Here is a 24,956-nt window from a genome sequence, read left to right as displayed (position 1 = left end):
CCATTCCTAAAATTTTTCTCTAAAAATTTTATTATCCATGGAAGAATAAAACAAGTAGTAAATTTAATTATTTTTGGTTCTCTTTTTCTGCAATCGCAAACACTCGATTAAACTCACAGATTAGATCTGCAATGCCTTCAATTCCTACAGAAAGCCTTAATACTCTGTCATTGATCCCATTCTTTTCAAGAAGATCCCTTGGTACATCCGCATGTGTCTGAGTAACCGGATAGGTAATAAGTGTCTCTGTCCCACCAAGGCTCTCAGCAAAATAAATAAGCTGTACATTATTTAAAATCGAATGCGCAAACTCAGCAGAGTCCACCTCAAATGTCAACATAGCACCAAAACCTCTGGCCTGCTTTTTCATAATCTCATACCCCGGGTGTTCAGTGAGTCCCGGATAGATTACCTTTGTCACGTGCTTGTTAGTCTTTAGATATTTTGCAAGCGCCAGCGCATTTTCCTGTGCTCTGTCGAGTCTTACCGCAAGAGTTCTGATTCCACGAAGAATGAGCCAGCTATCAAAGGGTGAAAGTCCTGCACCTGTTGTCTTGTAGATAAATCTTAATCTCTCATCCAACTCTTCATCCTTAACAACCACGAACCCTCCTATAGTGTCATGATGTCCTCCAAGGAACTTCGTTCCGGAATGAAGAACAATATCAGCTCCGAGGTTAAGAGGATTCTGAAAATAAGGTGACAAAAAAGTGTTGTCTACTATAAGTAATAGTCCCTTTTCTTTAGTTATTTTAGAGAGCTCTTCTATATCAGTTACATTCATCATAGGATTTGTTGGTGTCTCAAGATAAACAGCCTTCGTATTTTCCTTTATATAAGGTGTTATATCCTCGCTGCTAAGACTAACCGCTGTATACTCAAGACCGTTCTTTTTACTTATCTCATTAAAAAGTCTGATGCTCCCACCATAAAGATCCTCATCAATAATGAAGTGATCTCCCGGGCTAAAAAGCTCCATTACAGTTGCTATTGCTGCCATTCCGCTGGCAAATGCAATAGCATCCTTCCCGTTTTCAAGGTAGGCAACTATAGATTCCAATTGCTTTCTTGTCGGATTCTGCATTCTGGTATAATCATAGCCCGTTGTATCCCCAAGTCCCGGGTGTGCAAAAGTAGCTGTCTGATATATTGGATAGCTGATAGCTCCCCACTTATCCAAAAGATTTCTGTCCAGTTGCTGACACTTTGTCTCTATGCTGCAATTTACATCTGTACACTTGTTGCACCCACTGCAATCCATACTAATCACTCCCTTCAAAATCAGAATCTTTCTTTCGAACTGGTTTCTATCTGCGTGATCTTGCCATCATGTACAGTTATAGTTACAGTTCCGTACTTCAGGTTTTCAACCTGATTCCTTATCCTTTTCCATACGTCTTCCAACAAATCTTTTTCCACATCCGCCTTTGCCATAATTCTCTCCTCACCTGTCTTTCCAAGACATTTTTTATTTAAGAAGATATTACCTTGCCATAATATCCTGCACAATTTCATAAAGCTTATAGACTGCTATCATGATTTCTGATTGCTTCATATAATTGATTCATCGCCTGCTCAAGTATCTTCCTGGGACAGGCAATATTTATTCTTTCAAATAGCGCTGTCTCTCTTCCGAAAATGATTCCGGGATCAAGCCACAGATGTGCTTCATCAACTATCAGTTTTTCAAGTTCCTTATGATTATCAGTAAATTCGCTGAAATCGAGCCATATGAGATACGTCCCCTCAGGTTCTATAAGATGTATTTGAGGAAGCTTTTCTTTCAAAAAGTCCCTGACATAAGAAACATTCCCCTCGAGATATTCAATTAACTCATCAAGCCATTTCTCGCCCTTGGTATATACTGAAATGGTTGCTGTCAGTCCAACCGCATTGCACTGACTATAGCCTGCTGCCTCGTTCTCAAATATAAATGCTCTTCTTGTTTCCTCATTCGGGATAATAATATTGGCAATCTGAAGACCTGCAATGTTGAAGGTCTTACTAGGAGAAGTTCCTACAATAAGCTTCCCGGTATACTCCTCTCCGAGTGAAATATAAGGCGTATGCTTATATCCTTTGTAAACAAAATCAGAATGAATTTCATCTGCAAAAACATATACATCATGTTTTTTACAGATATCTGCAATTCTTGTCAGTTCTTCTTTGGTCCATACTCTGCCCACCGGATTATGCGGACTGCAAAAAAGAAACAGCTTAACATTCTCTGAAATTATCTTCTTTTCAAAATCATCAAAATCAATTTCGTAGTGTCCATTCTTATAAACAAGCTGGTTGTTTACCAATTTTCTGCCGTTTTGTTTAACCGTCTCAGCAAAGGGATAATAGACAGGCTGCTGTATCAGGATGGCATCGCCTTTATCCGTAAGTGCTCTGATTGCTGTTGCAATGGCATATACGACTCCGGGAGTTATAACATTCCAGTTGTCCTTTATTTCAAAACCATGCCTCTTAAGATACCAGTTTCTTATTGCAGTTTTGTAATCATCTTTGGGATCTGTATAGCCAAAAATACCATGCCTTACTCTTTCTTCTATGTCCTCAATCACTTCATCCGGAAGCTTAAAATCCATGTCTGCAACCCATAGTGGAAGCAGATCGTCTCTCTTTTTTCTTTCGGGACCGAAATCGTATTTGAGAGAGGAAGTGTTTTTGCGGTCTACTATTTTGTCAAAGTTGTATGTTGTCATATTTACCCTCATCCGGCACTTCGTGCCACCTTCCCCCTAAAAGGGGGAAGGCTTTTGAATAATAAACTTTTATGTTTAATATACATATATTGAATATAGAAAGTGCTCCGGAAGCGGATGAGCTTCGGAGCAATTCTTTTTTCCGGAAGGAGATTTGGAACCGGAATATCATAATTTGCGTACTGTGAACAAATGATTTTCACACGTACTATTCTTATCTACATATTGGCTGGGTATGTATAAATTGTCTCTACTCTGTTTTTATCAATCTGCAAAAAGCGGTGTTGAAAGGTATCTGTCACCTGAATCGGGAAGAAGAACTACTATGTTCTTACCCTTGTTCTCAGGTCTTGCTGCAAGAATTGTTGCTGCCTTAAGTGCTGCACCTGATGAGATACCTACAAGAATTCCCTCTGAAACCGCAAATCTTTTACCCTCTGCGAAAGCATCTTCATTCTCGATAGCAAGAACTTCATCGTAAACCTTTGTGTTAAGGGTTTCCGGAACGAAGCCTGCTCCGATTCCCTGAATCTTGTGAGGTCCTGCTTCGCCCTTAGTAAGAACAGGACTTGTAGCGGGCTCAACTGCAACAACCTTAACATCAGGATTCTGTTCCTTGAGGTATTCACCAACACCTGTGATGGTTCCGCCTGTACCTACACCTGCAACAAAGATATCAACCTTGCCGTCTGTCTGCTTCCAGATTTCAGGACCTGTGGTAGCCTTATGGATAGCGGGGTTGGCCGGATTTACGAACTGACCGAGGATTATTGCTCCGTCAATTTCTTTCTCAAGTTCTTCTGCCTTGGCAATTGCTCCCTTCATTCCCTTGGCGCCCTCTGTAAGAACGATCTCTGCGCCGTATGCCTTAAGAAGATTTCTTCTCTCAACACTCATGGTATCAGGAAGTGTAAGTATTGCTCTGTAGCCCTTTGCTGCTGCAACTGCTGCAAGACCGATTCCTGTGTTACCTGATGTAGGCTCGATGATTGTTGCTCCGGGTTTAAGCTTTCCGCTCTTTTCAGCATCCTCTATCATACTAAGTGCTACTCTGTCCTTTACGGATCCTGCAGGATTGAGATATTCAAGTTTTGCAAGAAGTGTTGCATCTGTAACTCCTGCCTTTTTGCTGTAGCCGTTAAGCTGTAAGATTGGTGTTCCCCCAATAAGATCAAGTGCGCTCTGGTTAATGTATGCCATGATATTTCTCCTCCGTTTTTAATATATTTTTTCTTTCGTTTTTATGTGTCGTTTGTTGATATAAGGATAATAACACGGCACTCATCTTTGTAAAATGAAGTAATAATTATCGGTAGAAATAAACTTTACTTATTGCTTCGATAACTATCAGTTATACTCCTTAATCTCAGTTTTTATAAAGGAATCCAAAAGCTCTACGTATTTCTCTTTGGTTAGCTTAGGCTCATATTCATCAACTATCTTCTTCGCGGTTTTGGCATTGTCTCTAAGGAACCTGTATGCCCCCAGAGCAAACACTTTTGCTGTCTCGATATACGCCAGTTCTTCGTCCACTACTTCAAAGTCAGCGCCATGGAATTTTCCTTCTATACCACCTGTATTAAATGTATAAACCGGTTGGATATGCTGAAGATCTCCAACGTCCGTGGAGCCACCGCTGAACTCTCCTTTATCATCTGCCACTTCCACGTTATACTTATCGCCGGCTGCTATTTTTGCTGCCTCAACAAGATCTTCCTCCGGAACCACCGGCAGCGTCGGCAGGTATCCCGGCATCGTCTCAATCTCAACAGTTGCTCCAAGCGCCGCTCCGCCTGCAAAAAACGCTCTGTCAGTTTTGTTTGATGCATCAATTATGGCTTCGTTGTTTCCTGCTCTGACAAGAGTCTCTATAACAACCTCATCGGGGATTACATTTACGAGATCTCCACCCTTTGTCATAATCGGATGTATCCTTACATGATCTGTATCCTTGAAGGTCTCTCTGTGATAACCAAGTGCAGCAAGTCCGAGTGAAGCAGCGTTAAGAGCATTCACTCCAAGCTCGGGAGCAGCGGCAGCATGAGAAGCTTTTCCATGCACCTTTATTACCTTACTTACAAAGCCATTATTGGTTCTGCTGCTAAAGCTGATCTTATCTCCGTTTGAGCTGTGATGAGCTATCGAAAGATCGACATCATCAAATGCACCAATCCTAATAAGTTCACATTTTCCTCCGCCATATTTGATCTTTCCTTCATCCTTCAATTTGTTCTTGAATTCTACCTCCCCATATTCCTCCGCAGGTACCGCAAAGAATACAACCTGTCCGTCGAGCGACTGTGCTATCTCTTTGTCGGAAAGAGCAATTGCCGCTCCCAGGATTCCTGTAAGCTGAGCATGATGTCCGCAGCAATGTGCTCCCTGACTCTCCTTGTTAAAATGAGGATGATTTGTAATTCTAAGAGCATCAAGTTCTCCGATAAGAGCAAGGCTTACATTGTCCTTTTTGTCCTGATTAAGATATGCCTTCACACCTGTTACTGCATGCCCCTCAGTAACCTCCAGTCCAAGTTTTTTTGTAAAATCCGCAAACTTTTCTGCTGTCCTGAACTCCTTGTATCCAAGCTCCGCATGATCATAAATATCTCTTGCAAATTCGATTATTTCATCTCTGTGCGAATCGATTATGTCTATTATTTTTTTCTCTATAGCATCCATATTATCCAGTCTCTCCATTCTGTCTGAAATTTTCGCCATCTTAGTTGTAGGAAGGGATTGACCAAAGCTCATTGTACTTAGGTCCGTTGTTCTCACCAATCCATGTAAGGAACTCTTCTGACTGATATGCATCCACAATATCTTTTGCCCACTGTGCATCTGCATTATCAGCATTTACTACAACCTGGAGCCAGAAATCCTCTGAAAGATTCTCATTAAAAAGTGCTGTGGAAGGATCAATTCCTGCATTGTAAACAATACTTCCTGTAATAACACCAAAGTCAAAATCCGAAAGGCTTGTTGCGATGTAGGTTGTCTGAAGTTCATAGAACTCAAGATTGTACTTGTTCTCCTCAACATCCTCTGCGGAAGCTGTTGCAAAATCAGTTCCTTCTTTAAGTGTTATCCAACCGAGATCCTGAAGCATTACGAATGCTCTTGCCTGGTTTCCCGCATCCTGTGGAATTGCGATTACCTGACCCTCGCCGATCTCATCGACCGATGCATGTTTTTCTGAGAAAACAGATGCCGGTACGGTTGGAATCTTTGACAATGCTACGAGATTTCCTCCTGACTGTTCATTGTATGCTTTTAAAAATGCCGAGTGCTGTTCTACTGATACGTCTACGTCACCTGCGGTGATTGCTGCGTCTGCCTGATTAAGATCAAGCTCTGATACTTTGAAGGTATACCCCTTCTTCTCCAGAATAGGAATTATCGCCTCTTCAAAAAGCTCTGTATAAGGGCCTACACCCTTTGCATAGGTAATTTCTTTTTTATCCGACTGCGCTGCGCTTGCTTTCGCATTTGTTCCGCATCCTGTAAGTGAACCTGCAAGTAATCCTGCTAAAACTGCTGTTGCTGTAATCTTCTTTACCACTGTTAATTTTTTCATGTTTTTCTCCTCCGTTTTTCATTTATATTGCAAGCACACTTTTTTATGCTTAGCTTCAACTGTTAATTTGTTCTTGCCTTGACTGAAAGATTGCTTCCAAGGCTCTGTATAAACTGGGTTACGATTATCAAAAATACTACGAGGGTGTACATCAGCTCAAAATTGAATCTGTTGTATCCATAATTAAGTACGAGACTTCCTATTCCGCCTCCTCCGATATATCCTGCCATAGCACTGGATCCTATCAGTCCGACGATTCCTGTTGTAATACTGAGAATGAGGGAACCTTTTGCCTCAGGAAGTATGAAGTAAAAAATTAACTGAAACGGTGTAGCTCCCATCGATTTTGCCGCTTCGTAAATTCCTTTTCCCGTATCAAGAAGCGAATTTTCTATCAGCCTTGCCAGGAACGGAACAATATAAATCGTAAGCGGTACTATTGCTGCAGTTGGTCCGATTCTTGTTCCGATTATCGCTTTTGTGAGCGGCATCACTGCAATCAGGAGTACCACGAAAGGTGTGCTTCGAATTACATTGATGATCACGTTTATGACTGTGTATATCACCTTGTTTTCATACAGCCCGCCCTTCTTTGTAAATACTAGTGCTATTCCGATGATGAAGGCTAAAACAGCTCCGATTATGAGTGATATGCTTACCATATAGAGAGTTTCTTCAATTGAAGTGAATATTTTCTCCATCGGTATTCCGAGAAAGTTTTCTATTTGTGCCATTTATACCACCTCCTTCAGTTCTTCTTTGTATTCTTCAAGTTCTTTGTAACCTACACCATGTAGGGTGAAATATTGCTCGGCTTTTTTGATTTCAATGTCCGAACCGATAATCTGAACTATATGTATTCCTAATATCTGTTCCTGTATCTCGCTAATATTTGCAAATAGAATATTGGTTTCGATATCAAACTTTTTATTTACCTGTGCGAGTACTGACTCTGTACTGTCTGAGCTTTGGAACTTAAGTCTTAGGAGCTTATAATTTCTTGTATCCTCATAAATACTTTGAAGAAGCTTTTCCGGAACCTCATCCTGGATCACTGTCTTTACAAAGTTCTTTGTAATATCTGCCTTGGGTTCACTGAAAATATCTATTACATTCCCCTGTTCAACAATTCTTCCCGCTTCCATAACCGCCACATGATTGCATATGCTGGAAATAACATTCATTTCATGAGTAACAATTACGATTGTGACACCCAGTTCTCTGTTTATCTTCTTTAGAAGAGCCAGGATCGAATCTGTTGTTTTGGGATCAAGTGCACTTGTGGCTTCATCGCTTAGAAGAATGCTTGGCCTTGTTGCAAGTGCTCTTGCAATTCCTATTCTCTGCTTTTGTCCTCCGGAAAGTTTTCCGGGATATTCATCCCTCTTATCTTCCAGTTCTACGAACTTAAGCATCTGATCAACTCTCTCTTCGATTTCCTTTTTCGGTGTGTGATTGAGTTTTAATGGAAGTGCGATGTTTTCCCAAACTGTTTTGGTCTCAAGAATATTGAACTGTTGAAAAATCATCCCTATAGTTTTTCTTTTTGCTCTTAGTTCCTTAGGACTTAAACTATAGATGTCATCGCCGTCTACTGTTATTTTTCCGGATGTCGGTTTTTCAAGAGCATTTATTGTTCTTAGAAGTGTACTTTTTCCTGCTCCCGAAAATCCAATGAGTCCGAATATATCGCCGGTCTCTATTTCAAGATTTATATCCTGAAGAGCATTTACTTTATTTTTCTTTTGAGTAAATACTTTTCCAACGTTTTCAAATTTGATCATAATCTCCTCCTTCCCGATACTGCTTATCTTCTGTTGTTTTTCTGTTCGTTTGTTGTTAAGGAGATTATGCAGCCAGACCATCGAAGCGTAAAGCATACTAATCTTATAGGTGAATATAAGTTTTTCTTTTACCCATGCGCACAAAACAAAAAAGAGACTTCTCCGCCCAGTATCCTTCAGGCTTTTGCCCTAAGAATAACTGATGAAGAAATCTCTTTATCACTTATCTGACTATATATTTTACTGTGAATTCTTGCTGAAATGTCTAATTCGTAGCTGAACTCCGGTCTTCTCAGACAGTTCCTTACATTTCTCTATATCTTCCTCAGGAAGAACATCGACAATAGACCATTTGACATCCTTTATTTCGTCCCTGCATTTTGTTGCAAAATCTATCATCTTTTCAAAGCCGTCATCAAACTGCGGTCTTGTAACTTCCTGATACTTTGCACTGTCCGGTGCATTAAGACTTATAGATACGCTGTCGATAACCTCGGAAAGCTCAGGAATTATATTCCTTCCGTTTTCTTCGTTTCCAAGTCCGTTTGTATTAAGACGTGTTTTCAGTCCCTTCTCTTCCCTGGCTGTCTTGGCCGCTGCAAGAAGGATATCCAGTGCGCAGGTTGGTTCTCCGTACCCGCAAAATACCAGTTCATCAAAACCTGTAAAATCAAAATTCCTTATTGCGTCGAGAACCTCCTCCTTTGTGGGATTCTGCTGATGCCATAAGGTATCTGAGCTTCCTATCCCATCCTTCTGGAAACGTATGCAAAAGGTGCATCTGCAATTACATTTATTTGTAATGTTTGCATACACGCTGTTCTTGTAAGTATATAAAATGTCCGCCACTTTTTTCACTCCTCTTGTCGTATTTAAAATTCAAAAATAGTCTTCTTTACTCCAACCCCGTCAAACGCTGCAGCTGCTATATAGAAAAACAGTGCACTACCGCATGACTGAACAAAGCTTCCTGCAAAGGCAGGTATAAGAGCCACCTTTGCTCCAAAAATAAGCATCTCTGCTATATAATAGCCTGTTGCAGAAATAAAAAATGAAATAATCGGCGCTACAATATTCCGTTTATTAAGTAATGATGAACTGCGACTTGTAAAAGGAATAACGATGAGCATCTTAATGATTACTGTAGCTATAGTCCACATGGGCGCTGTAAGAAGATCTGCGAGACCTCCTCCAAGTGCACCTACGGCCATTGCATAAGGCGCAGGTAACATCGCTGCCGCAAGATAAATAACCGTATCGCCAAAATGAACATAACCGCCGTTTACACCAACCGGTATATGAAAAATGTATGCCGTAAAAATTGTGGTAAGCGCGGCCATAACACCGGTAAAGGCCATGAGCCTTGTCTTTGAGTTTACGTTTTCTCTTTTCATAATGTGACTCCTCCTAAACCACCTGCCAATATTTTTTCAAAATCAGCCCCATAATTTCCGTCCTCTTCGGTGGTAGCCAATATTGCTTTTCCAATAAATTCTGTAGTATCCGAAACTGCACTCGCTATGTCTTTTCCTTTAAGAACATTTCCCAGAAGCGATGCTGCAAAAAGATCTCCCGTACCGGAATAACTTCGTCCATTATATTTGCACTCTATAACCTCAGTTCCACCTTCATGAACAACTAAGTTACAAAGCTTATCATTGTCCGTAAAAATCCCGGTAACCACCACGCTCTGCTTGTCACCGGTTCTAACTTTATTTGCAATATTCTCTATCTTCTTAAGGTGATTGCCCTTAGCTGTGTCCCTGACAACCTGATCCGCCTTGACGCCTGCAAGAATGCAGAGCTCCGTAAGATTAGGAGTGATGATGTCTGCTATCTCAGCCATCTTTTTAATCCTGGAAAGCAATCCGTCCGAATAGTTTGAATAGCACTCTCCTCCGTCTCCCATTACAGGATCTACAAGAAGTACCGTGTCCTTTTTATTGAAAGTATTCACAAATTCCAGAACATAATCCGCTTCTCTTTCGTAGGGGATGTAACCTGTCAGTATGCCGTCAAACTCTGCCTCAAGCTTTTTCCACTCGGTAGTACAATATCTGACCATATCCTTTGTATCATGCATGTAAAATGACGGGAAACCGGTTTGAGCAGTAAACAGCGCTGTAGGCACAGGATTAACTTCAATACCCATCGCAGACAGCACTGATATATCTGCAATTAGCGAGCATTTGCCAAAGCCGGATAAATCATTAATAGCTGCAACCTTCATGTTTTCTACAAGTCTCCGTTTTTTGAATTATTTATGTGCCAATATACACCATTTCTGATTATATAAATATAGTCAATTTAAATACTTTTTATATGACCAGATTATCAAAAAATGAATCCGAAAGTGATTCTGTGCGAAATGCACATTGTTAATTGTTGATTTACCCTTTAAAATAATAGGTAATACGATTATTGGAGGTTTTTATTGTGTTTTCAACAAAGGGAAGATATGCTCTCAGAATTATGATAGATCTTGCACAGCAGAAATCGGATGATCCTATTCCGCTTAAAGATATTGCTGAAAGAATCGGAGTATCAAAAAAATATCTTGAAATAATTGCAAAAGAACTGGTCAGTTCAAAGCTGCTCTCCGGATCAAGCGGCAAGCATGGCGGGTACAGACTGACCAAATTACCTGAAGAATATACTGTCGGAGAAATACTTGAAACCATGGAAGGGCCTATATCACCTGTAGCCTGTCTCCTTCCCGATGCAGATAATTGCCCGCGTAAAAGTGACTGCAAAACTCTTCCCATGTGGGAAGAATATGCCAAAATCAGTCATGACTTTTTCTATAGCAAAAAGCTGACTGACCTAATAAGATAATCTCCACATTATTTGTGGGGCGTTATCTCTCCTGCCACATTTATCGAATAGTAGTCCCGTATCTCTGACAGGTCCTCTGTCATTCCAAGGATCCACATGAGCTTTGTAAGTGCTGCTTCACCGGTCATGTCACATGCCTCAAGGGCTCCTATTTCGAGGGCTCTCTTGCCGGTTTCATAGACATCCATCTTAGTCCCCTCATATCTGCACTGTGTCCCGACAACCACGGTCATTCCGCCCTTTATTAGCTTATCAAGCGTTCCGATAAAATCATGCTTCAAAAACGGCATACCACCGATTCCGTATGCCTCTATATAAAGCCCTTTATAGCCCTGATCCGCTACCGCTTCAACAAATCCGGTATGTATCCCCGGAAACATTTTTATCATACAGACTTTGTCAGAATAAGAATTTGCGAGCTTGAAAATACCTGTTCTTTCAGGAACAGCTGCCGTATCGATTTTCATACCCAGGGAACTGATAGTCGCAATATTGGGATAGTTAATACTCTCAAAGGCATCAAAACTAAGTGAGCGTACCTTGGATGTCCTGCAGCCAAGCATGACCTTACGATTAAAAGCAACAAACACTCCCGGTATCTGACTTGCCGCCATATGTATGGCACATCTGCAGTTCTCCATGGCATCCGCAACAGGATTTGTAATGGATAACTGTGAGCCGGTTATAACAACCGGGATTCCGATATTTCTAAGCATAAATGAAAGCATTGATGATGTATAAGCCAGCGTATCGGTGCCATGTATAACCACTATCCCGTCATACTGATTTCTACATTCACTTATTCGCTCTGCAAGCAGTCCCCAGTCCTCAGGAAAAATATTGGCACTGTCCAGCGAGCAAAAATCCTCTATCTCGATATCCGTATCTCCGGACACCATACGGAGTTCTTTTTGCATATCATAAATGGACAGTCCCGGAATGAGACCATTACCTTTCATCACCGCCGAAAGCGTTCCGCCTGTGTTGATAATAAGTATTTTTCTGCTCACTCAGATCACCTCTTCTTTGAATAAAAATTCATGGAGACATATATATCGTACCATAATTATCTTATTGTGAGTTATACAAGAAAAAAGGAGACATATTCCTGTCTCCTTCCTAACCATTATTCCTCATATTTAAATGTCTTTAGGAATTTCTTTGCCCTCTCTGTCTCCGGTTCCTCAAAGAACTGTTTTACATCTCCTGTCTCTTCTACGATCTCTCCCCGGTCAAAGAAAACAATTCTATCAGCCACCGCTTTTGCAAAGGCCATCTCGTGAGTGACAATTATCATGGTAGAGCCTGATTTGGCAAGCTCGAGCATTGTCTGGAGTACCTCATGAACCATCTCGGGATCAAGAGCTGCAGTCACCTCATCAAACAGCAGGACATCCGGATGCATAAGTAGTGCTCTTACAATTGCGACTCTCTGCTTTTGTCCGCCTGAGAGCTGCCTTGGATAATAATCCTTTTTATCTGCAAGCCCGACCTTATCAAGGAGTTCCAGTGCCTCTCTTATAACATCATCCTTAATTCTCTTCTGTACCTTTATAGGTGCAAGAATCGTATTTTCAAGTACTGTCTTGTGTGGGAAAAGATCGTAGGATTGGAACACCATACCTATCTTCTGTCTGATGTTCACTATGTCTTTTTTGTTCGGCTCCACCGGAAGTCCGTCAACCGTCACGACTCCTCCCTGGATTTCTTCAAGTCCGTTAAGGCAGCGAAGAAAAGTACTTTTTCCACAACCGGAGGGACCTATTATAACAACTACCTCTCCCTTTTTTACGGAAAGATTGATATCCTTTAGGACTACGTTTCCTCCGAATTCCTTATGTAAATTTTTTACTTTAACGAGCTCGCTCATCTTACGCCCACCTTTTCTCAAGTTTTACCGCTAATCTGCTTATTGGCCAGCAGACAATAAAATATAAGAAGAATACAACCGCAAACACTCCGAATGCTGCATTCGGCGATGCTTTTCTATTTGCCTCAATAATTTGCTGGGCAACCTTTAACACTTCAACAATTCCAATCATCATTACGAGGGATGTTGTCTTAACCATTCTCGTAACCAGATTTATTGAAAGTGGCAGAAGCCTTCTAATAGTCTGCGGAAATATAATCAGAAAATGCACCTGGAATTTATCCATTCCCAAAGCATACGCGGAATCATATTGGATTTTCGGGATACTTTGAATGGATCCTCTTACCAGATCTCCCATCTCCGCGGTTCCCCAGAATACAAAAACTATTATGGCTGAAAGCTCTGCGGAGATATTCATGCCAAACACTCTGGTTGTTCCGAAATAGACGATGAACAGTAATACCATCTGCGGCATTATTCTGACTATCTCAAGATATACCCTGAAAATAAAACGTATCAATTTGCTCTTAGAGGTCATAAGCACACCTGCGATAAGGCCGAGTACAATACTTATCGCAACCGATATCAGGCTTATCTCTACCGATACCCAGAGTCCTTTTAAGAGTCTTATCATATTGGTGCCTTTAAAAAGCACATCAATCCCCAAACTCTGCATAGCGCACTCTCCTCTCTATGATTGATCCAAGGATTGATACGGGAAGAAGCATCACCAGATAATAGATAACAAGCAAAAACAGACATTCAATTGTCTTTGCATACATTCCTATCAGATCCTTTGCAGTGAACATTAAATCCATAAGACTTATGGTTGAAAAGACTGATGTCTCCTTTAGGAGGAAGATCACATTAGCCATTATTCCCGGCATACTCACCGAAAAAGCCTGCGGAAGAATTATGTTCAGGAAAACCTGCCCCTCTGTCATCCCTAGGGAAAGTGCACTCTCACTCTGAACCTTTGCTATAGACTCAAGACCGCTTCGCATTGTCTCTATCATATAAGCTCCGCCAATAAGTCCAAGTCCCATAACGCCACAAAGCTCCGCTGATATCCTGATTCCCAGCTTCGGAAGTGCAAAATAGATAAAGAAAAGCTGAACCAGTAGCGGAGTGTTTCTGAATAGTTCTATGTAGATTGATAATATTTTCCTTATGACGGGAATCCTGAAATAGATTGCGGCTGCTCCCGACAGCCCTATTACAAAGGCTGTCAGGATGCCAAGCAAACCTATTTTAACAGTCAGGAGAAGTGCTTCGTTATATAGAGGTATATATGATTTAAGCACATTCAAATCCATATTACTGAACCTTACCACCCTCTACTACAAAAGTGTTTTCATAATCTGCACCATAAGTATCAAGAAGTGTTTCCTCATAATCCTTATGGAAGAAGTTGTCCTCTCCTATGGTCTCGATTTCCTCGTTGAGCCATGTAAGAAGTGTATCATTGCCCTTTGTTACAGCAGGTGCAATTGTGTCTGCATCACCAAGTGAAGGAATGCCTACAGTGTAGCCCTCGTTCTCAAGAGAAAATGCAATGACCTCTGTGTTATCGTTAGCCCATGCAACACCGTTGCCGTTTTCAAAGGCTGTCTTAGCCTCTGCGTATGCATCATACTTCTGAAGCTTAATGTCAGGATAGTTCTTCTCAAGATAGGTCTCAGCTGTTGTACCTGAAATTACAATGATCTGGTCATCAGCACCTACCGCATCAAGGCTCTCAACAACGCTGTCTGAAGGTGATACAACACCAAGAGCAACATTCATATAAGGAAGTGCGAAGTCAACCTCCTGTGCTCGCTCCTCAGTTACAGTGAAGTTAGCAAGAATGATATCAACCTTACCGGTCTGAAGATACTCTATTCTGTTTGCAGCTTCAGTTGAAACATAATTGATTTTTACACCGAGATCTTCACCGATCTTCTCTGCAAAATATACATCGTATCCTGCATACTCTCCGTTTTCATCAACGTATCCGAAAGGACTCTTATCTGAAAATACACCGATGTTGATGGTTCCGCTCTCCTTGATCTCCTCAAGGGTTCTGTATACAGTATCAGCTTCGGCGGCATCAGACTTCTCTGTACCTTCCTCAATGTCTGCTCCTGTGGAATTCAGGTCTGCTGTTTCTGTTTTAGATGCACCGCAGCCTGCAAGAGTTGCTCCTAAAAGTGCTGTAGCTGTGAGTAATGTTCCGATTTTTGTCAGATAGTTCTTTTTCATAATAATTATTCTCCTTTTTATGTTTTTCCCCTCATCCGGCGCTTCGCGCCACCTTCCCCCGGAGGGGGAAGACTTAGATTTTATAGCCTTCCCCTTGGGGGAAAGACTTAGATTTTATCGCCTTCCCCTTGGGGGGAAGGTGCCCCGAAGGGGCGGATGAGGGGTCTGCTTTATTTTGCTGCAGCAAAGCCCTTCTCAAGGTCCGCGATAATATCATCTATGTGCTCTGTACCGATTGAAAGTCTGATGGTGCTCTGTGTGATTCCCTGGTCGGCAAGTTCCTCATCTGTAAGCTGAGAATGTGTTGTGCTTGCAGTATGAATAACAAGGCTCTTTACATCTGCAACATTTGCAAGAAGTGAAAAGATCTCAAGATTATCAATAAATTTCCATGCAGCCTCTTTTCCGCCCTTGATTTCAAATGTGAAGATTGAAGCTCCGCCATTAGAGAAGTACTTCTCATAAAGTGCATGATCCGGATGGTCTGCAAGTGAAGGATGGTTAACCTTCTCAACCTGAGGGTGCCCCGCCAGGAACTCAACTACCTTCTTTGTATTCTCTGCATGTCTGTCAAGACGAAGGGAAAGTGTCTCTGTTCCCTGAAGAAGAAGGAATGCATTGAAGGGTGAAATTGTTGCTCCCGTATCTCTAAGAAGGATTGCTCTTATATAAGTAACGAATGCAGCAGGTCCTACAGCATCATAGAATGATACTCCGTGATAGCTGGGATTGGGTGCCGCGATCTGAGGATAGTTGCCGCTCTTCTTCCAATCAAATTTTCCTGACTCAACAATGATTCCACCAAGTGTTGTTCCGTGTCCGCCGATGAACTTTGTTGCTGAATGAACAACAATGTCAGCGCCGTGCTCGATGGGTCTGATGAGATAAGGTGTTCCGAAGGTGTTGTCGATTACCAGCGGAAGTCCGTGCTTATGAGCGATTTCTGCGATTGCATCGATGTCCGGGATATCACTATTGGGATTACCAAGTGTCTCTAAGTAGATCGCTCTTGTGTTATCCTGAATAGCTCCCTCAACCTCGCTAAGATTATGAGCATCTACGAAAGTAGTTGTTATACCGTACTGAGGAAGTGTGTGTGCCAGAAGATTGTAGCTTCCGCCGTAGATGGTCTTCTGTGCAACGATGTGTCCGCCGTTTGCTGCAAGTGCCTCGATTGTATAAGTTATAGCTGCTGCACCGGATGCAACTGCAAGTGCTGCGCTTCCGCCTTCAAGTGCTGCTATTCTCTTTTCGAAAACATCCTGAGTGGAATTTGTAAGTCTTCCGTAGATATTACCTGCATCAGCAAGACCGAATCTGTCAGCTGCGTGCTGTGAATTTCTGAAGACATAAGATGTGGTCTGATAAATCGGAACCGCTCTTGAATCTGTTGCCGGATCCGGCTGCTCCTGACCTACATGTAACTGAAGTGTTTCAAATCTGTAATTGCTCATACCGTTTCTCCTCCTGATTTTCATTTTTATTTTGGTTTGCTTTTTGTTTTCGCTTTTTTGTTTGCTTTTGTTGAAATTGATGATACAATCTATTTACCTACTGTGTCAATATGTTTTATGATAAGGTTTTGCTTTCGCCTGCTATAAGGAGGAGATTTATGTTTTCAACTAAAGGCCGCTATGCTCTTAGAGTCATGATAGATCTGGCACAGCAGAACAGTTCAGATTATATCCCTCTTAAAGACATAGCCGAAAGACAGGATATTTCCAAGAAGTATCTTGAAATAATTGCAAAAGAAATGGTAAAGGGTGGTCTAATTAAAGGCGCCAGCGGAAAGCATGGTGGATACAAATTACTTAGAGAGCCTGATGAATACTCTATAGGAGAAATCATTGAACTTATGGAAGGAACCTTTTCTCCTGTTGTCTGTTTAGAGGACAACGCCGAGGAATGCCCCAGAAAAGAAAAGTGTAAAACCCTTTCCATGTGGTCTGACTTTTATAAGATGGAGAAGAATTTCTTTTATGCAAAAAAACTAAGCGACCTGCTGTGACAGGCCGCTTAGTTTTTTGCTATTTATTTAACCTTAATGCTCTTTTTACTACTCCATCTTGAGTATATCTTTTCACCATCGGACTTCTTAAATGATCGGATTCTTACATAGTATTTTTTCTTAGGCTCAAGCTTTTTGATTGTTTTCGAAGTAGTCTTATTTTTATTGATAGTTACTGTCTTGGTATCCTTCTTAAATTTCCCATCTGTACTGTACTGAATTTCGTAGCCTTTTATGCCTTTTTCATCGTTCTTTTTCCAGGTAATCGTGATGGATTTCTTTCCGGCTTTCAGCTTTGAAAGGGATGTCTTTTTCAGCTTTTTATCAACGGTATCTGTTTTTTCCAGTACTACCGGTGGTGTTGTATTTTCACTCTGTACCTGGTCAACTGCCGGAGAAGGCGTAGTCTGCTGATTCTGATCAGGTGTACTTGCGCTCTGTTCCTGACCATTATTGCCAGCTTCATTTTGGTCGGCATCCTTTTCGGCTGTTACAGGAGCGCTTGTAATCTTTACTTCAATCGATGGGAATTCCTTCAAGCTCTTGTTTGTTGCATACTTGCTCCCGTCTGTAAAAGTACTGTATCTGTTCTCATCTATGAGATATTCCAGATAGACCATTCCTTCGGAAACTGCCTTTAAGGTTACCGCTCCGGTTCTATCGTTCTTTGTAAGGGTTGCCACAGATTCATCGGTCAACTCTTTATGGTTTTTATCTGTAAGTATCCACTTACCGAATGATTTATCAAAGCCGTAGTAAGGTCCCTTCACCCGTTCTTCATTCTCTGCAAGCCCTTCAAGCTCGATCAGATCAACCCTGTAGTTCTCACCGGTTTTCAATTCCAGTTCATTAAGGGCCTTATTTTCCAGCCGCACATATTTAAGCGGGTAAAGCGGAGCTATGCCCTTAAGCTCACCGCTTGTAGTCTTAAGTGTTGCGATGAAGGTAGCCGGCGTTGAGGCCATAGGTACCTCAGTCGCTGCTCTTTCATATATTCTATTTGCTGTAAGGATAGATTCAGGCATATTATTCCAATGGATTCCATCCGGGTCAACATTGTTATTTTTATTTATAACAGCCCGGTTGTAAAGGTCTTTTCGCGCATCTCCACCGTTATCCTTGCCAAAATCCGCTCTCTCATACGACTGCGCATCAAGTAACTTCTTCGCATTTTTCTCATACCCGGCACGATACTGAAGTACTCGTACCCTGTAAGTAAGAGCAACCGGGCAGTTATATGTCGTCTCCACCTGCTGGGTTCCATAAACCTGCTTAAGCATTCCACCTGTAAATGGCGGAAGCCCGGCAGAAATTGTATTGTCAGTGTGAAATGTTTTTGAAGTATCTTGACCTTCAGTCAATGATTTATGGAAAACCTGAGAGGCGCCTACACTCACTTCTACGGATCCCTTAAACGCACCTGTAAATCCATATTCAGCGCCTACAGTTAAAGTTTCACTAATCGAATACTCCTTGCTTCCTGTCACCTCGGTCCTTATAGTTACAACTGAGTCTTTGCCTATTGTCTGTGAGGCGTCAAGAGTCCTGTCTGCCGCTCTGTTTATCAGCTGTGAGTTTAATTCCCCACCTTCACTTGTTACATCACTAACCGTAGTCTCAACAAAATTACCCTTGGCAGGGTCAGCATCCGGAAGGATAGGCGTTACCTTGAAGTCGCTGAAAAGAACCGCGACAACCATATATGCTTTACCATCATTTTCCCATGACATACCTCCTTGGTAGAATACAGGGCCGCTGTTTAAGCTTTCACCATCCTTAAACAAGCCGCACATGTCGATGACCGATCCGGAATAGTTCAGACCACTAAGGAGGTCCTTCTCCATTTGCTGAAGAGATCCTGCCTCCTGAAAAGGTATCGTACTACAGTGGTCAGTATTAGAGGATCCATCATCATCCAAAATATGACCGGTTCCACTCATAGCGCTTATAGCAGAATTAAGACGACCAGAATCCCCGTCCTTCAGATTGTTTTTCTGCCTTAATATTGCCCCGGCAATCTTGTTCCATTTCTGTTTGGGACTAGGCCATTGATTCCTGTGCGTAGTAAGCATATCCCGGTAAAAATCCACCTGGCTCTTTGAGAACTGATTGGTATCAACCTTATAGTAAGTCACGGGATCAACAAATATTTCTTTACTTATAGGCGAAGGCGCTGCATAAACACTTACCGGCTGCATCACCACCAGTGCAGTGCTCATCACTACAGTCAATAGCCCGGTCAAAAACCTCTTTTTCATTTTTTTATCCCACCTCTCATAAGTACACAGGCATACATATGCCCGGCGCTCCAATATCTTTTTCCACAAATTATCATAAGCAATTAATTTCAAAAAATAAGTGCCTTTTTGTTACCTCTTTTCATATTTATAATTTTTTTATTATTACGCAAAAAAAGAAAGCCCATATGGACTTTCCTTCCAAAAAGCATATGAAATATCAGGCCTAGTACTCCCCCGATTTCAAAAAATGCCGTATGTCTGTCCTCTTTTCCATCCCGGTTTTATCAAGGATCGAGGATACGACTCGCCTTACATAGCCATAGGAGTAGCTGGTCTTATCTGCAATCTCCTGGTTTGATAGACCTTCTGCTATGTATTCTGCCACCTTCAGTTCCAGGTCAGAGAGCATATTCCTAAGTTTCCCAAGATTTTCAGCCTCGATGGCTTTCTGCCTTGAAGGAGCTGTGATCCTGTTCCTTACTCTTGCAAGAAATACGCTCTTTACAAAGGGTTTGGTGATATAGTCTGCAGCGCCGTACTCAAAACCCTTTATTTCAAAATCAGGCTCGTCCTTGGCAGTAAGGAAGATGACCGGAATGTCTTTTGCCATATGAAGGTCCTTTATCTCCTTAAGTGTCTCATATCCGTCCATCCCGGGCATATCAACATCAAGGAGGATCAGGGAAAAGCCGATGCCTTTTTTGACAAATTCAATGGCCTGTCTTCCGGACTTTGAAAGGCTTACGCTGTAGCCGGCATTTATAAGTATATCTTCCAGAGTATTCAGCATATTTATATCATCATCTACGCAGAGAATCTTGTAGTTCTCCATCATTTCCATTTTCCCCTCATATGTGCAGGTGATCATCCTGCTTATATCTTTGTAATCAATCATAGCAGTTATCACGTAATATATAAGTGCCTTTTTGTTACTTCTTTAGTTTCATGGCAAGTTCCATTGCACTGTCAAAGTCGATATTCATGATACAGTTCCTGATCTTATCAACTGTATCATCCCCGCAAAGGATTGCAGCAAGGTTATCTGCGTATTTGAGAGCAGGGGCCTGATTGCCGTTACTAATGGCATTTATAAGCTCATCTATGATGGCATCTTTATCAAGGGGTTCCTCCTCCGGTTCCGCAGCTGCAGCATCATGCCTTATTCTGTCAAATTCGGACAGGACAGCTAAGAGCCCGTCTTTTGCCCTCTCCCACTCCATGAAGAACAAAGGAGATGCTGCGTCAACGTATGTGCCATCGCTTTCTTTTGCTCTCTTCTCTAATCTCCTGGCGTTATAATAAAGATCCTCTGCGCCTACATTTCCGGAATTACCCTTAATGGAATGGATTATGAGCGCTGCCTTTTCGTAGTCTTTTCTTTCAAGAAGGCGCTTAAGCTCATCCATGCTCTTATCAGCACTCTTAACAAAAAACTCTGCAATCCTGACAAACTGCAGGATATCGCCGCTAAGGTGCTTCATTGCCATATCCAGGGAGATGTCATACCCTGAAAGTATCTTTTTAATCTTTAAAAGAGTTTCCTGTGGAATCTCTATGGGCTTTTCTTTTTCTACCTTTGTAACAAGACCTCCTGGCAGGTTCCTTATAAGAGTATTCTCAAGTAGGCCTACATCCACGGGCTTTAGCAGGTAGTCATCAAAGCCCTTTTCCATAAAGATCCTCTTGCTCTCGGGAGTTGCATCCGCTGTAAGGACGATGATGGGTGTATCCTTCATCCTGCCACCGTCCATGATTCGAAGTTCCTCCATGGCTTCTATCCCGTCAATATCAGGCATCATGTAGTCCATAAAGATGAGGTCATAGTCCCGCTCCCTGCAGAGGTCATAGCACTCCTGAGCTGACTGAGCAGTATCCACCCTGATGAGAGTTCTTTTAAGAAGAGACTTAAGGACCGTCAGGTTCATGTTATTGTCATCCACTGCCAGGATCGTTGCGTCAGGAGCAATGAAGCTCTCATTTAAGGAGCTGTCAATTTCTATGTCTGCGCCCCTTTTAAGGCCTATATCAAACCAGAAAAGGCTTCCCTCTCCGTACCTGCTCTTAACCTTTATCTGCGTTCCAAGGAGCCTTGCAAGGTTACCGGAGATGGCAAGGCCAAGGCCTGTACCTTCGATGCCACGATTACGGACTATATCTAATCTTTCAAAGCTCTCAAAAATCTTATCCTGCTCTTCCTTCTTTATGCCCATTCCTGTATCAGATACCTCAAAGCGCAGTGTATAGATTCCGTCCTTTTCTTCCTTTTTATGGATGCTGAATACTATGATACCCTCTTTCGTGTACTTGATGGCATTGGAAAGAAGGTTCATGAGGATCTGGTTAAGTTTTTTTACATCTCCAACAAAGTATCTTGGAAGATATTTATCCGTATCAACCACAAAGTCAAGGCGCTTATTGTCAGCTTCTTTTTTATAGTAAATAGAGAGTGTGTCTATGAGCCCCTTGAGGTCGAAGTTCTCTTCAAACACTTCTTCCCTGCCCATGTCTATCCTTGAAAGGTCCAAAAACTGGTTAATCATAAAAAGGAGTTGTTTGCCTGCGGAGTCGACGTTCTGCGAGTACTCAAGTATCCGGGCGTTCTCGGCTTCCCTCTGGATCATCTCATTCATGCCAAGGAGCATGTTGATAGGGGTCCTTATCTCGTGGCTGATATTGGCAAGCAGCACGCTCTTGGCATTGCTGGATTCCTGGGCAAGACGCTGCTGCTTCCTGTATTCGTTAAGGTACATATGGAAGATGATTCCTATGCCCACACTGGATACGAAGATACCTGTGAGCTGGTCCACGTACCTTGACATATCCGTATCAAACGGGGTAACGGTTTCCGGATGAAAATATGCGATGTGGCATAGCCCTGCATAGTAGATCACGTGAACAACCACCATTGCATAGCGAAGAGACGGCCTTCTGTACATGAGGAGAGTAAAAAGGATTCCAAAGGAGAAGAAATATGGCATCGAGCCATAGAGTCCTCCCATCTCAAAAAAAAGTATCCCAAACAGTCCCATGAATATCCCAAAGGACGTTATGAGATAACCGGCAAGATAATGCCCTGTCCTGTCCACAAAAAAGATAAGGGCTATGCTTCCTACTGCAGCGCCCATGTTTATAAAAAATCCCGACAGGTCACTAAGCGTAAATAGCGACTGCACAGCTCCTATCAGGCTTATTATGGCTCCCGATGTTCCAAGGAGCTTAAAGAATACCACATCAAGTTCCGTTTCTTTTTTGTAGAAGTTGATAAGCTTTGTCAGAAATTCTTTCATGGCTGCTTTCTTCCCCGCTGTCATCGGTTTCGGTTTGTAAACTTCACTTTTTTGTTCGACATTACAAAAAGTCTTCTATGATAATTTATATAATTTTATCATAGAAGACCCTCTAAATAACCTTATATTAAATTTACAGAGATATTTTTTCAAACTCTCTATTTATTTATAAGTCTGTAAATTGTAAATGTTGAACTTCCTGTCGTCCCATTTCGCTTGTCCAAATATGTAATTCGGATAAACGTCCTTGCACGCTGCTCATATCTTTCTGTGCTATAAATTCTGCTTTGTCCGGGGGCATCATGTCTCTTTGCTTTCTCATACCATGGTTTCCCCTCATCTGTTGAGGACAGTGTAATCTTCATACCGTTTTTTACCTCAGTCCACACAGTTCCTTTATTCTGAATTGCCCAGCTATCATCTGTACTGTTATCCCTGTATCCTACGGTAGTATATCCGACTTCAGTCTTTTGAATTTTAAAGCCTTTATTCATTTTGAACTTGAGCTTACCGGAGCTTTTTGTTGTATATGCTCTGTCCTTAGTCGAATACAGATTGGTTTCTTTTCCTTTATATTGTGTATTGGCGCTGACATAGAATCTTTTTCCCGCAAAGGTTGCTTCCTTTATCGGGTCACCGTCTTCCATTGCAACTACTTTGATAGTCTTAGTGGTTATAACATTTCCGTCCTGATCCAATGCATCATAGTAAAACTTGTATGTACCTGCTTTTTTTGTATAAAACCTGATGGCGTATTCCCCATAAGCGTGAAACTTATTGGTTTTCTCTGCCTTTGCTATAGTAGCCTCGGAGTATTCCTGCTTATTTTCAAAAATATCCTTGCAATATTTTTTTCCATCCGTTCCGGTAACATAGCTGTTGGACTCTGAATAATTATCCTCCACCTTCTCGGTAACCTTATGCTTTAAGACTTTTTTATTTGTTCTAAAATTCCCGAATCTCGCAACGTCGTAGGTTGTATAGAGTGTTATTTCATTTTTTGTACCGTAATATTCTGTTGTTATCGTCTTTGTTTTTATCTGCTCACATACATAAGCATTAGCTGCATGATCTCCGGAATTCTTGTTAACACATGAATCATTGGTATCACTGTTTATAAAAACATTTGCTTTATATTGATCGCTCCAGGTTATCGTCGTGTAAGCCTTTGCGTTAAGCGAACCTGTAAGTGTAATAGTTATTGCAGCAAAAAGCAGCACTGCCTTTTTCATTATTTCTGTCATTTTCATCCTCGTATCTCACCTTCCATGAATCATTTGATGTTCCTGTTGATAGAAAGCTGTGTCCGCTCTGTTCTCTTGCTTTTTGTATCATAATAGGTAACGCGAATATATGTGGTTGATATCTGTCCATGATTTTCATCGGAGTAGATGTCATAACCTCCAGGAGCTTTTTCATTTGACTTCTTCTCATATTTATCGAAATATGAATACACATTCTCTGAATTAAGCTTTATCTTCCTGCCGTTTTTAATTGTCTTCCAAGTAACATCAGCAAAACTGTTTGTCCATTTATCGTCCGTACTTGCCTTGGAGCGTTCTACATGTTGATAGCCCATCTCAATCTTTTTGATTTTGTAGCCTTTGTTCATGACAATCTTTAGCTTGCCGGATTTCTTAGTGTTATAGCCTCCCTTGATGTTATACAGATCAGTCTTAAGACCTTTCTGTTTTCCGACATTGCTTACATAAAATCGCTTTCCTGCAAAGGTTGCTTCTTTGATGGGATCTGTATCCTCTTTGGTCACAACCTTTACTGTCTTTGTCGTAATGACGTTCCCATTGTGATCCAGGGCATCATATGAAAATACATATTTACCGGATTTTTTGGTATAAAGTCTTATCTTATAGCTTCCGTTTGCCTCATATTTATTTGTCTTTAATATTTCCTGTTCCGTGGAAGCATTGAATTCTTTCCTGTTTCCGTAAATATCCTTGTAAAGTTTTTTCCCATCAGGAGTGATTATCCAGCAGGAGCTGGTATCAGCATTATCAAGGCCGTAATTGTTTTCATGCCTGTACATCACTTTTACTTTGAGCTTGTCACTGTTTGTCCTGAAATTTCCTAACCTTGCAACATCCAATGTGGTATAAAGATCTATCACGTTGTAATAGGACTTGGTCTCTATCACACAGGCTGCCTCTTCTTTTCCGATATATTTTTCTGCGTAGCCGTCTTTCCATTTTGATGTAACAGACTCATTGGTATCGCTATCTGTATATGTGTAAGTTCCGTCAGAATTTTTGGTTTCCTCTACGTATGCCTTAACATCCCTCATGGGATAACTTATTAAAACTGCTGCAGATAATGTCAGCGCGAATGCAGACAGAAGAATAAATCTTCCGAGATCATTGAATACTCTTTTCATAACACTCCTCCAATTAT

Annotated in this window: 24 protein-coding genes; 2 read left to right on the top strand and 22 right to left on the bottom strand. The window is 41.4% G+C overall.

Going from position 1 to position 24,956, the window contains the following annotated elements; all coding sequences use genetic code 11:
* Nucleotides 1-67 precede the first annotated feature (67 nt).
* The 11 genes from G596_RS0108785 to G596_RS21510 all read right to left on the bottom strand — a co-directional run bounded on the left by G596_RS0108785 (nucleotide 68) and on the right by G596_RS21510 (nucleotide 10,299).
* Nucleotides 68-1,261 (bottom strand): trans-sulfuration enzyme family protein, encoded by a 1,194-nt coding sequence (locus G596_RS0108785; RefSeq protein ID WP_022761471.1) that lies wholly within the window; start codon nucleotides 1,259-1,261, stop codon nucleotides 68-70.
* A gap of 20 nt (nucleotides 1,262-1,281) precedes the next feature.
* Complete coding sequence (locus G596_RS24395) at nucleotides 1,282-1,515, bottom strand: YezD family protein (RefSeq protein WP_081646699.1); 234 nt, start codon at nucleotides 1,513-1,515, stop codon at nucleotides 1,282-1,284.
* Nucleotides 1,516-1,520: 5 nt separating this feature from the next.
* A complete protein-coding gene (locus G596_RS0108775) occupies nucleotides 1,521-2,711 on the bottom strand; it encodes a MalY/PatB family protein (RefSeq protein WP_022761469.1) in 1,191 nt (396 codons plus the stop codon).
* A 264-nt stretch (nucleotides 2,712-2,975) separates the two neighbouring features.
* Nucleotides 2,976-3,911 carry a cysteine synthase A gene (gene cysK, locus G596_RS0108770; RefSeq protein ID WP_022761468.1) on the bottom strand — a complete coding sequence of 312 codons (936 nt, stop codon included), beginning with the start codon at nucleotides 3,909-3,911 and terminating at the stop codon, nucleotides 2,976-2,978.
* 147 nt (nucleotides 3,912-4,058) lie between these two features.
* On the bottom strand, nucleotides 4,059-5,462 hold the full coding sequence (locus G596_RS0108765; protein ID WP_242829177.1) for an amidohydrolase: 1,404 nt from the start codon (nucleotides 5,460-5,462) through the stop codon (nucleotides 4,059-4,061).
* Nucleotides 5,431-6,285, bottom strand: coding sequence for a MetQ/NlpA family ABC transporter substrate-binding protein (locus tag G596_RS0108760; RefSeq protein WP_022761466.1), 855 nt, complete (start codon nucleotides 6,283-6,285; stop codon nucleotides 5,431-5,433). Before G596_RS0108760 ends, G596_RS0108765 begins: the two co-directional genes overlap by 32 nt.
* Before the next feature lie 62 nt (nucleotides 6,286-6,347).
* Nucleotides 6,348-7,019: a methionine ABC transporter permease gene (locus tag G596_RS0108755; protein WP_022761465.1), complete on the bottom strand. Its 672-nt coding sequence runs from the start codon at nucleotides 7,017-7,019 to the stop codon at nucleotides 6,348-6,350.
* Nucleotides 7,020-8,069: a methionine ABC transporter ATP-binding protein gene (locus G596_RS0108750; protein WP_022761464.1), complete on the bottom strand. Its 1,050-nt coding sequence runs from the start codon at nucleotides 8,067-8,069 to the stop codon at nucleotides 7,020-7,022.
* A 240-nt stretch (nucleotides 8,070-8,309) separates the two neighbouring features.
* Nucleotides 8,310-8,918 (bottom strand): TIGR04100 family radical SAM protein, encoded by a 609-nt coding sequence (locus G596_RS0108740; protein WP_022761462.1) that lies wholly within the window; start codon nucleotides 8,916-8,918, stop codon nucleotides 8,310-8,312.
* Between the two features lie 23 nt (nucleotides 8,919-8,941).
* Nucleotides 8,942-9,463, bottom strand: coding sequence for a TIGR04002 family protein (locus G596_RS0108735; RefSeq protein WP_022761461.1), 522 nt, complete (start codon nucleotides 9,461-9,463; stop codon nucleotides 8,942-8,944).
* A complete protein-coding gene (locus G596_RS21510) occupies nucleotides 9,460-10,299 on the bottom strand; it encodes a PfkB family carbohydrate kinase (RefSeq protein WP_022761460.1) in 840 nt (279 codons plus the stop codon). The genes G596_RS0108735 and G596_RS21510 overlap by 4 nt, the downstream gene beginning before the upstream one ends.
* A gap of 206 nt (nucleotides 10,300-10,505) precedes the next feature.
* Between G596_RS21510 and G596_RS0108725 the strand changes: the two genes are divergently transcribed.
* On the top strand, nucleotides 10,506-10,904 hold the full coding sequence (locus G596_RS0108725) for an RrF2 family transcriptional regulator (RefSeq protein WP_022761459.1): 399 nt from the start codon (nucleotides 10,506-10,508) through the stop codon (nucleotides 10,902-10,904).
* 8 nt (nucleotides 10,905-10,912) lie between these two features.
* Here the strand turns inward: G596_RS0108725 and G596_RS0108720 are convergent, their stop codons facing one another.
* From G596_RS0108720 to G596_RS0108690, 6 genes are all read right to left on the bottom strand, one after another.
* Nucleotides 10,913-11,914, bottom strand: coding sequence for an asparaginase (locus G596_RS0108720; protein ID WP_022761458.1), 1,002 nt, complete (start codon nucleotides 11,912-11,914; stop codon nucleotides 10,913-10,915).
* 116 nt (nucleotides 11,915-12,030) lie between these two features.
* Nucleotides 12,031-12,774: an amino acid ABC transporter ATP-binding protein gene (locus G596_RS0108710; protein ID WP_026671259.1), complete on the bottom strand. Its 744-nt coding sequence runs from the start codon at nucleotides 12,772-12,774 to the stop codon at nucleotides 12,031-12,033.
* 1 nt (nucleotide 12,775) lies between these two features.
* Nucleotides 12,776-13,450: an amino acid ABC transporter permease gene (locus G596_RS0108705; RefSeq protein WP_022761455.1), complete on the bottom strand. Its 675-nt coding sequence runs from the start codon at nucleotides 13,448-13,450 to the stop codon at nucleotides 12,776-12,778.
* Nucleotides 13,431-14,090 (bottom strand): amino acid ABC transporter permease, encoded by a 660-nt coding sequence (locus G596_RS0108700; RefSeq protein WP_022761454.1) that lies wholly within the window; start codon nucleotides 14,088-14,090, stop codon nucleotides 13,431-13,433. The genes G596_RS0108705 and G596_RS0108700 overlap by 20 nt, the downstream gene beginning before the upstream one ends.
* 1 nt (nucleotide 14,091) lies before the next feature.
* Nucleotides 14,092-15,015, bottom strand: a complete 924-nt coding sequence (locus G596_RS0108695; protein ID WP_022761453.1) for a transporter substrate-binding domain-containing protein — start codon at nucleotides 15,013-15,015, stop codon at nucleotides 14,092-14,094.
* A gap of 170 nt (nucleotides 15,016-15,185) precedes the next feature.
* Nucleotides 15,186-16,469: an O-acetylhomoserine aminocarboxypropyltransferase/cysteine synthase family protein gene (locus tag G596_RS0108690; RefSeq protein WP_022761452.1), complete on the bottom strand. Its 1,284-nt coding sequence runs from the start codon at nucleotides 16,467-16,469 to the stop codon at nucleotides 15,186-15,188.
* A 158-nt stretch (nucleotides 16,470-16,627) separates the two neighbouring features.
* Between G596_RS0108690 and G596_RS0108685 the strand changes: the two genes are divergently transcribed.
* Entirely contained in the window at nucleotides 16,628-17,023 is a 396-nt protein-coding gene (locus tag G596_RS0108685; protein ID WP_022761451.1) for an RrF2 family transcriptional regulator, read from the top strand.
* A 23-nt stretch (nucleotides 17,024-17,046) separates the two neighbouring features.
* On the opposite strand, the gene G596_RS0108680 is transcribed toward G596_RS0108685, so the two are convergent.
* From G596_RS0108680 to G596_RS0108655, 5 genes are all read right to left on the bottom strand, one after another.
* Nucleotides 17,047-19,281, bottom strand: a complete 2,235-nt coding sequence (locus G596_RS0108680) for a fibronectin type III domain-containing protein (RefSeq protein WP_081646698.1) — start codon at nucleotides 19,279-19,281, stop codon at nucleotides 17,047-17,049.
* Nucleotides 19,282-19,486: 205 nt separating this feature from the next.
* Nucleotides 19,487-20,158 carry a response regulator gene (locus tag G596_RS0108670; RefSeq protein WP_155829214.1) on the bottom strand — a complete coding sequence of 224 codons (672 nt, stop codon included), beginning with the start codon at nucleotides 20,156-20,158 and terminating at the stop codon, nucleotides 19,487-19,489.
* 34 nt (nucleotides 20,159-20,192) lie between these two features.
* Entirely contained in the window at nucleotides 20,193-22,550 is a 2,358-nt protein-coding gene (locus G596_RS0108665) for a response regulator (RefSeq protein WP_022761447.1), read from the bottom strand.
* Between the two features lie 158 nt (nucleotides 22,551-22,708).
* Nucleotides 22,709-23,794, bottom strand: coding sequence for a hypothetical protein (locus G596_RS0108660; protein WP_026671257.1), 1,086 nt, complete (start codon nucleotides 23,792-23,794; stop codon nucleotides 22,709-22,711).
* Nucleotides 23,795-23,823: 29 nt separating this feature from the next.
* Complete coding sequence (locus G596_RS0108655) at nucleotides 23,824-24,939, bottom strand: hypothetical protein (RefSeq protein WP_022761445.1); 1,116 nt, start codon at nucleotides 24,937-24,939, stop codon at nucleotides 23,824-23,826.
* Between the last annotated feature and the right edge of the window lie 17 nt (nucleotides 24,940-24,956).

This window comes from Butyrivibrio sp. AD3002 (genome assembly GCF_000420905.1).
Taxonomy (GTDB): domain Bacteria; phylum Bacillota; class Clostridia; order Lachnospirales; family Lachnospiraceae; genus Butyrivibrio.
Note: the sequence above shows the minus strand (reverse complement) of the source record. Positions and strands in the feature narration are given on the sequence as shown.

What these genes read in the sequence shown, in the direction of transcription:
- G596_RS0108785 (WP_022761471.1), bottom strand. Translation starts at nt 1,261, where the DNA reads ATGGATTGCAGTGGGTGCAACAAGTGTACAGATGTAAATTGCAGCATA.
- G596_RS24395 (WP_081646699.1), bottom strand. Translation starts at nt 1,515, where the DNA reads ATGAAATTGTGCAGGATATTATGGCAAGGTAATATCTTCTTAAATAAA.
- G596_RS0108775 (WP_022761469.1), bottom strand. Translation starts at nt 2,711, where the DNA reads ATGACAACATACAACTTTGACAAAATAGTAGACCGCAAAAACACTTCC.
- cysK (WP_022761468.1), bottom strand. Translation starts at nt 3,911, where the DNA reads ATGGCATACATTAACCAGAGCGCACTTGATCTTATTGGGGGAACACCA.
- G596_RS0108765 (WP_242829177.1), bottom strand. Translation starts at nt 5,462, where the DNA reads ATGAGCTTTGGTCAATCCCTTCCTACAACTAAGATGGCGAAAATTTCA.
- G596_RS0108760 (WP_022761466.1), bottom strand. Translation starts at nt 6,285, where the DNA reads ATGAAAAAATTAACAGTGGTAAAGAAGATTACAGCAACAGCAGTTTTA.
- G596_RS0108755 (WP_022761465.1), bottom strand. Translation starts at nt 7,019, where the DNA reads ATGGCACAAATAGAAAACTTTCTCGGAATACCGATGGAGAAAATATTC.
- G596_RS0108750 (WP_022761464.1), bottom strand. Translation starts at nt 8,069, where the DNA reads ATGATCAAATTTGAAAACGTTGGAAAAGTATTTACTCAAAAGAAAAAT.
- G596_RS0108735 (WP_022761461.1), bottom strand. Translation starts at nt 9,463, where the DNA reads ATGAAAAGAGAAAACGTAAACTCAAAGACAAGGCTCATGGCCTTTACC.
- G596_RS21510 (WP_022761460.1), bottom strand. Translation starts at nt 10,299, where the DNA reads ATGAAGGTTGCAGCTATTAATGATTTATCCGGCTTTGGCAAATGCTCG.
- G596_RS0108710 (WP_026671259.1), bottom strand. Translation starts at nt 12,774, where the DNA reads ATGAGCGAGCTCGTTAAAGTAAAAAATTTACATAAGGAATTCGGAGGA.
- G596_RS0108705 (WP_022761455.1), bottom strand. Translation starts at nt 13,450, where the DNA reads ATGCAGAGTTTGGGGATTGATGTGCTTTTTAAAGGCACCAATATGATA.
- G596_RS0108700 (WP_022761454.1), bottom strand. Translation starts at nt 14,090, where the DNA reads ATGGATTTGAATGTGCTTAAATCATATATACCTCTATATAACGAAGCA.
- G596_RS0108695 (WP_022761453.1), bottom strand. Translation starts at nt 15,015, where the DNA reads ATGAAAAAGAACTATCTGACAAAAATCGGAACATTACTCACAGCTACA.
- G596_RS0108690 (WP_022761452.1), bottom strand. Translation starts at nt 16,469, where the DNA reads ATGAGCAATTACAGATTTGAAACACTTCAGTTACATGTAGGTCAGGAG.
- G596_RS0108685 (WP_022761451.1), top strand. Translation starts at nt 16,628, where the DNA reads ATGTTTTCAACTAAAGGCCGCTATGCTCTTAGAGTCATGATAGATCTG.
- G596_RS0108680 (WP_081646698.1), bottom strand. Translation starts at nt 19,281, where the DNA reads ATGAAAAAGAGGTTTTTGACCGGGCTATTGACTGTAGTGATGAGCACT.
- G596_RS0108670 (WP_155829214.1), bottom strand. Translation starts at nt 20,158, where the DNA reads ATGATTGATTACAAAGATATAAGCAGGATGATCACCTGCACATATGAG.
- G596_RS0108665 (WP_022761447.1), bottom strand. Translation starts at nt 22,550, where the DNA reads ATGAAAGAATTTCTGACAAAGCTTATCAACTTCTACAAAAAAGAAACG.
- G596_RS0108660 (WP_026671257.1), bottom strand. Translation starts at nt 23,794, where the DNA reads ATGACAGAAATAATGAAAAAGGCAGTGCTGCTTTTTGCTGCAATAACT.
- G596_RS0108655 (WP_022761445.1), bottom strand. Translation starts at nt 24,939, where the DNA reads ATGAAAAGAGTATTCAATGATCTCGGAAGATTTATTCTTCTGTCTGCA.